Source organism: Nocardia miyunensis NBRC 108239 (assembly GCF_001613065.1).
Taxonomy (GTDB): Bacteria; Actinomycetota; Actinomycetes; order Mycobacteriales; family Mycobacteriaceae; genus Nocardia; species Nocardia miyunensis.
In genome coordinates, this window is the sequence record NZ_BDBQ01000068.1 from 23,236 (window position 1) to 29,598 (window position 6,363).

General features: G+C 70.0%; 7 protein-coding genes. 2 read left to right on the top strand and 5 right to left on the bottom strand.

Translation table 11 applies throughout. The annotated features are described in order from the left end of the window. Positions 1-79 precede the first annotated feature (79 nt). From ftsL to NM2_RS28975, 5 genes are all read right to left on the bottom strand, one after another. Positions 80-922 (bottom strand): cell division protein FtsL, encoded by an 843-nt coding sequence (gene ftsL, locus NM2_RS49425; protein ID WP_067675106.1) that lies wholly within the window; start codon positions 920-922, stop codon positions 80-82. Positions 923-959: 37 nt separating this feature from the next. Next, on the bottom strand, positions 960-1,943 hold the full coding sequence (gene rsmH, locus NM2_RS28960; protein ID WP_067675109.1) for a 16S rRNA (cytosine(1402)-N(4))-methyltransferase RsmH: 984 nt from the start codon (positions 1,941-1,943) through the stop codon (positions 960-962). Between the two features lie 162 nt (positions 1,944-2,105). Continuing rightward, positions 2,106-2,537 carry a division/cell wall cluster transcriptional repressor MraZ gene (gene mraZ, locus NM2_RS28965; protein ID WP_067675112.1) on the bottom strand — a complete coding sequence of 144 codons (432 nt, stop codon included), beginning with the start codon at positions 2,535-2,537 and terminating at the stop codon, positions 2,106-2,108. Positions 2,538-2,966: 429 nt separating this feature from the next. Then, entirely contained in the window at positions 2,967-3,389 is a 423-nt protein-coding gene (locus tag NM2_RS28970; protein WP_067675129.1) for an SCO2097 family morphological protein, read from the bottom strand. A gap of 123 nt (positions 3,390-3,512) precedes the next feature. Continuing rightward, positions 3,513-3,953 (bottom strand): SAV_6107 family HEPN domain-containing protein, encoded by a 441-nt coding sequence (locus tag NM2_RS28975; protein WP_067675115.1) that lies wholly within the window; start codon positions 3,951-3,953, stop codon positions 3,513-3,515. Between the two features lie 176 nt (positions 3,954-4,129). On the opposite strand from NM2_RS28975, the gene NM2_RS28980 reads away from it, so the two are divergent. Together NM2_RS28980 and NM2_RS28985 are read left to right on the top strand one after the other, a co-directional pair. After that, a complete protein-coding gene (locus NM2_RS28980; protein WP_067675118.1) occupies positions 4,130-4,786 on the top strand; it encodes a GNAT family N-acetyltransferase in 657 nt (218 codons plus the stop codon). After that, a complete protein-coding gene (locus NM2_RS28985) occupies positions 4,783-6,345 on the top strand; it encodes a phytoene desaturase family protein (RefSeq protein ID WP_067675120.1) in 1,563 nt (520 codons plus the stop codon). The genes NM2_RS28980 and NM2_RS28985 overlap by 4 nt, the downstream gene beginning before the upstream one ends. The last annotated feature ends 18 nt before the right edge of the window (positions 6,346-6,363 follow it).

The following is a 6,363-nucleotide window of genomic DNA, read 5'->3' on the forward strand; positions in this document are numbered from 1 at the left end:
GCCCCGATGGTCCGGCGCGGCCGTGCCGTTCGAGCGTTGCGACGGCTCGGTGACGACGGGCGGCCACGTGCACCCGGGCTCACTGTCCGCCCCCGGACGCCGGAGCGGGCGTCGAGGCGGGCGCGGGCGGATTGTGCACCGGCACAGTCTGATCGACGCGAGCGACCGGCGCCTGGGTAGGCGCGGGCCGCGCCGAGGTCGCGGGAGCCGCCGGTGTCGTCGGAGCCTGGACCGCAGAGGGAGCGGGTGTGGACGGGGTCGCGGCGTTCTGGCCCGCGGTCGGCTGTGCCGGATTACGAGCGGTGTTCTCGGCGGCCGGATTCTGATTCGGCAGCGCCGTCACCGGGACGATCCGTTCCCCTTGCGCCTGAGCCGGATTCGCGGGCGTCGGCGCGGCGGGCGTGGTGTTCAGCGGCGGCGCGGGCGGACCCAGCTGCGCGGTCTCCTTCCCGATCACCGTCACCGCGCCGTTCGGCGCGACGACCAGGCGGGCGGGATCCTTGGCCGGGATCATGCCCAGCTCCCGCGCCCGGGTGGCCAGTTCCGGCGCGGAATCCGCCGCCGCCACCTGACGCTGCAGTTCGGCCTGCTCGTCGGAGAGTTGCTGATTGATCTGACGCGCGTCGCTGAGCTGATAGCTGTCCTCGGCCGATCGCGTGGTCAGCAGCAGTGTGCACATCAGGCCGCAGCCCAGCATCACCAGAATGGCCACCACGAACGGGATCCGGCCGCTCATCACCGAGCGCCCCGGCAGCGGCGGCAGGACCGGTCCGCCGCCGACGCGATTGCGGCGCCGGGCGTACGCCCGCTTGGCCGCACCCGATGTCACGTGTTCGGGATCGTGCACGCGGCGCGGCGCGGTGCGCCGCTCCGCGGTCTTCCCGCCACGCGGTGGTGCGTCCACCCGTGTCCGCACGCTCATAGTCCCGCCTCCCCTACCGTTCGCACCTCGCCCGAACTCATCGCGGCGCCTGAATTCGTTCCGCCGCGCGCATCCGGACCGGCGCCGCGCGCGGGTTGTCCTCGATCTCGGCGGCCGTGGCCTTCTCCGCACCACGGGTCAATACCGTGAATTCCGGTCCCATACCCGGTAATTCGACCGGCAGATCCATCGGCGTGCGCGAGGTCGATCGCTCCGCGAGAACATGTTTGACCACTTTGTCCTCCAGCGATTGATAGGACATGACCACGATGCGGCCACCGATCTCGAGCGCGTCCAGGGCCGCGGGCACCGCGGCCTCGAGCGATTCCAGCTCCCGGTTGACCTCGATGCGCAACGCCTGGAACGTGCGCTTGGCCGGATGCCCGCCGGTGCGGCGGGTCGCGGCCGGGATGGCGTCGTACAGCAGTTCCACCAGCTCGGCGCTGGTGGTGAAGGGACGCTGCGCGCGCCGCCGCAGGATCGCGCTCGCGATGCGGCCCGCGAAACGTTCCTCCCCATAGGTTTTCAGCACCCGGGCCAGCTCGCCGTGACTGTAGGTGTTGAGCACATCGGCGGCGGTCGGGCCGGTGGTCGGATCCATCCGCATGTCCAGCGGCGCGTCGACCGAATAGGCGAAGCCCCGTTCGGCCTCGTCGAGTTGCATCGAGGACACACCCAGATCCATCAGGATCGCCCGCACCGAACCGGTTTCCGCCAGGCCGGCCTGCCGCAGCGCCGCGGCGATGTCGTCATATGTGGTGTGTACCAGGGTGATTCGATCCGCGAACGGGGCCAGCCGGGCGCCCGCCAGCTTCAGCGCCTCGGTGTCGCGATCCAATCCGACGAGCCGGATCGAGGGATAGGTACGCAGGAAGTGCTCGGAATGACCGCCCAGGCCGAGTGTGGCATCGACCATGACACCGCCCGATCGCAGTGCGGGACCGAGGATTTCGTCAGCGCGATGGAGCAGGACCGGAACATGGCGGGGTGTGTGATCGGCAAGATCCACCTCGACCTCCAGATCCTCCTCGCCCCTGTCGCGGCGTTGCTGTACGCATCGAACTCACTCGGTCGGGCGGCCAATGTCCCAGGGTCTCTGACCGAAGCACGGCACCTGGCGTTGGGGAAGTACGTCAGGGTCCGCGTCGGGCAGAGGCCGCAGGACACTCGCCTCGCTCGGGGGTTAGAAGATTCCGCCCAGCGACTCGTCTCCGGCCATCGAGTAGTCCTCCTCGTTCTCGGCGAGGTAGGACTCCCACGCCTGCTTGTCCCAAATTTCGAGGAAGTCGACCGAGCCGATCACCACGCAGTCCTTGGACAGACTCGCATAGCGGCGGTGTTCGGCCGACAACGTGATGCGCCCCTGAGCATCGGGACGCTGCTCGTCCGTCGACGCCGCCAGGGCCCGGACGAAAGCCCGTGCCTGCGGATTGCTCCGAGACGCCGCGGCGGCTCGCCGCGCCAGCGCGGTGAACTCCTCCTTCGGATACACGGCAAGGCTGTGGTCTTGCCCTTTCGTGACCATCAACCCTCCCGCCAGTTCGTCCCGAAACTTCGCGGGCAACGTGAGTCGCCCTTTGTCGTCCAGCCGAGGCGTGTAGGTACCGAGAAACACTCGACACCTCCCGCGTGATCACCTCGTCTGGTCGGTCTCTGCTCGTGCGCGCTCCACATTACCCCACTTTCCCCCACTTTCAATCGAAAGCCGCAGCGATCTCACCACCCGCGTACCAGATTTCGCTGGTCACACCAGCTATCGGGGCGGTGGGGAGATTTTTCCGAGATACACGACACGCGAGCACGATCGGACGCATGACCCGAAAACTGTCAGCAAACCCGCCGATCGCATCGGCTATAACCGCACGAAACGCCGCGGAGAGGGCGAGGGTGGGGCGCGGTGGGGGAATCGGGTGGGGCGATGTGGGGACCCGGCCGCGGCCCGGGAAAGAAGAGACACGCCGCACAGCTGTGCGGCGTGTCGTGTTGTCCGCCCCGGATGGGGCGCAGCGCAAAACCCGGATCCGTCAGACGGATCCGGGCCTTGTCAGTTGTCCTGTTCGAACCGGCGCCTGAACCGATCCTCCATGCGGGCGGAGAAACCACCGCCCTGCTTGCGTTGTTTGCCTCGGCCGGCTGCCGGCCCGCCGCCCTGCGGGGTGTCCTCACCGCGACGACCGGCGCCCGACGCGCCCGAGCTACCCAGGAGCAGCAGTACTCCGGCGCCGAACATCACGATGAAGCCGAACAAGCTGATGATGGGGAAACCGCCGGGTTTGACGGGCAGGGCGATACCCGCGATCAGCAGGCAGAGGCCGAGGACGAAGAGTGCGGCCGACTGAAGTCTGCGTCTGCCCGTGGCAGATCTGAGACGTCCGCCTCGGACGGTCGAGGCGAACTTGGGATCCTCAGCATAGAGCGCGCTCTCGATCTGTTCGAGCATGCGCTGCTCGTGCTCGGAGAGTGGCACGGTACCTCCCCCGGCACTAGGTGTGGTGGTCGCCTCCGGGTAGGCGACGGACAGCCGACCTTGGCGGCTCTCTGTCACCATGATACGAGTTCGATCTGCGCGGTACCACCTACTCGCCGATGTTCACGCCGAGCCGTCGGCCAGCCGGCCGTTGATCGGCCGCATCCGGGCGGCCGCACTGATCGAATCCTCCACGTCGTACAGGAATGCCCCTACGCGGGAGACGAACTCGTCGGCCAGCTGCGCGTCGACCGGACGATCCAGCCCGGCCTCGATGGCCGCGCGGGTCTCGGAGAAGGAGCTGAAATAGTCCGACCACATCACGAATTCCGGTGCGGCCTGCTGCATCAGCACCCAGGCGTTGCGCGAACGAGCCCTCGGCGCGCGGTCGGCGCCCGTCAGCGCGAGCACCGCACCCGCCCCGCGCAGGCCCGCCAGATATGCGGTGCGGAACCGCTCGCGCGGATCGGGCTCGGCGGCGGCCTGCAGCAGCAGCCCGTCCGCCCGGTCCAGCAGACCGCCTGCTCGCCCCGAACGCCCCGGATGCTCCATTCGACCTGCCATCACGGCACCTCCCTACCGTCGTACACCCTGATTCGCGCGGTACATCGCCGACCACGCGAACCGAACAGATATTCGAACGTTTCAATGAGTGTGAATATAGAGACGACCACCGACAAACTTTCGCGCTCGCGCTCGCGGCGAGCGCCCGGGCCGAACGAGAGCCGCGCCGACCGGATATGACAGCCGCCAGACTTCCTCACGCAACCGCCCCCGTCGTCATCGACCTCTCGGCCGCGGCCCTACGGTCCCGGCTGCACGATGCGCTGGCCGTCTACGTCGCGGCGATGGACTATCCCCGCGGCACCGAATACCACCGCGCGCCGATGTGGACCGAGCACACCGCCCGGCCCGGCTGGCAGGCGGTGGCCGCCGTGGTCCCCGACGAGAGCGGCGGGTACGACCTGCGCAGCGCGCCCATCGTGGGCATCGCCTACGGCTATCACGGTGCGCCGCACCAGTGGTGGCATCAGCAGGTGCACAACGGGATGCGCCGCTCGGGCTGGGCCGAGCGCCCGGCACGTGAATTGCTCGCGGACTACTTCGAACTGACCGAACTGCATGTGCATCCCAGCGCGCAGGGCCACGGCCTGGGCGAGACCCTGCTGACCCGGCTGCTGCGCAACCGCCCCGAACGCGCGACGCTGCTGTCCACCCCGGAGGTGGATCGCGAGGCAAACCGCGCTTGGCGGCTGTACCGCCGACAGGGATTCACCGATGTCGTGCGGCATTTCGTCTTCTCCGGCGACACCCGCCGCTTCGCGGTGCTGGGCCGTTCGCTGCCGCTGCAGAGCCCGCCGATCGCCGGACCGCCCGCGCAGGGCGCGCGGCCGTGACGATTCTGGTCCTGGGTTCGGGCCACAACGCCCTCGTCGCCGCCTGCTATCTGGCGCGGGCGGGCGAACAGGTGGAAGTGCTCGAGCGCGACGAGGTGCCCGGCGGCGCGGTCTCGACCGTGGAGCGGTTCCCGGGACATCTGGTCGATCGCGGCTCCTCGGCGCACATCATGATCCGGCACACCGGGATCATCGAGGAACTCGAACTCGAGCGGTTCGGGCTGCGCTACATCGACTGCGATCCCTGGGGTTTCGCGCCCGCACCGCCCGGCGCCGATCTCCCGCCGATCGTGTTCCACCGCGACCTGGACCGCACCTGCGCCGCGATCGCGACCGCCTGCGGCGCCCGCGACGCGGACGCGTACCGGCGTTTCGTGCGGGTGTGGGGACCGCGTGCGCAGCGGGTGATGCGCTCGTTCTCCGGGACGCCCGGCCCGGGACGGCTGCTGCGCTCGTTCTGGGGCCTGGACGCGCGGGCGGGCGGCAGCGCGCTGTCGCGGGAATTCCTGCAGTCCGGAGACGCGCTGCTGGACAGCCTGTTCGACGACGAGCGGCTCAAGGCGGCGCTGGCCTGGTTCGGCGCGCAGTCCGGACCGCCGATGTCCGAACCCGGCACCGCGCCGATGGTCGGGTTCGCCGCACTGATGCACACCGTGGCGCCCGGCCGCGCGGTCGGCGGAAGCGGTGCTCTGACAACGGCTCTCATCGCGCGGCTGCGCTCGGACGGCGGGGTGCTGTCCTGCGGCGACACCGTCACCGAACTGCGCCGGGCGGGCGCGGGCTGGCGGGTGCGCACGGCCTCGGGCCGAGACCTGTTCGCGCACACCGTGATCGCGGGCACACACATCCTCACGACGCTGGATCTGCTGCGGCGCGGCGGATTCGACGCCGCGACGCTCGACGACTGGCGGCGGCGCATCCGGGTCGGGCCGGGTATCGGCATGGTGGTGCGGGTCGCCGCGAGCGAGCTCCCCCGCTATCCGGGGGCGACGGCCGCGGAATCGGCCCGCGGGCTGCAACTGCTCGCGACCGATCGGCGGCAGCTGCGTCTGGCGCACGGTGCGGCACTGGCCGGGGACCTGCCGCCGCGGCCGGTGGTGCTGGCGATGAGCTTCAGCGCCCTGGATCCGAGTATCGCCCCGGCCGGACAGCATCAGCTCTCGCTGTGGGCGCAGTGGCATCCGCGCCATCTGGCCGACGGGAGCGACTGGAGTGCGCACGCCGAACGCGAGGGCGACCGCATCATCACCGAACTCGACACGGCCGCACCGGGTTTCGCCGACACCGTGCTGGACCGGTTCGTGCAGACCCCGGCCGATCTGGAGCGCGAGCTCGGCCTGATCGGCGGCAATGTCATGCATGTGGAGATGTCGCTGGACCAGATGTTCTTCTGGCGGCCGCTGCCGGAACTGTCCGGACAGCGCGTGCCTAATGCGCCTGGGGTCTACCTGACCGGGGCCTCCACACATCCCGGCGGCGGCGTCTCGGGGGCCAGCGGGCGCAGTGCCGCCCGGCTGGCGCTGCGGGATCTGCGCCGTCCGCGGCTGCGCCGGTCGTGAGCCCCCGGCCGGTCCGCG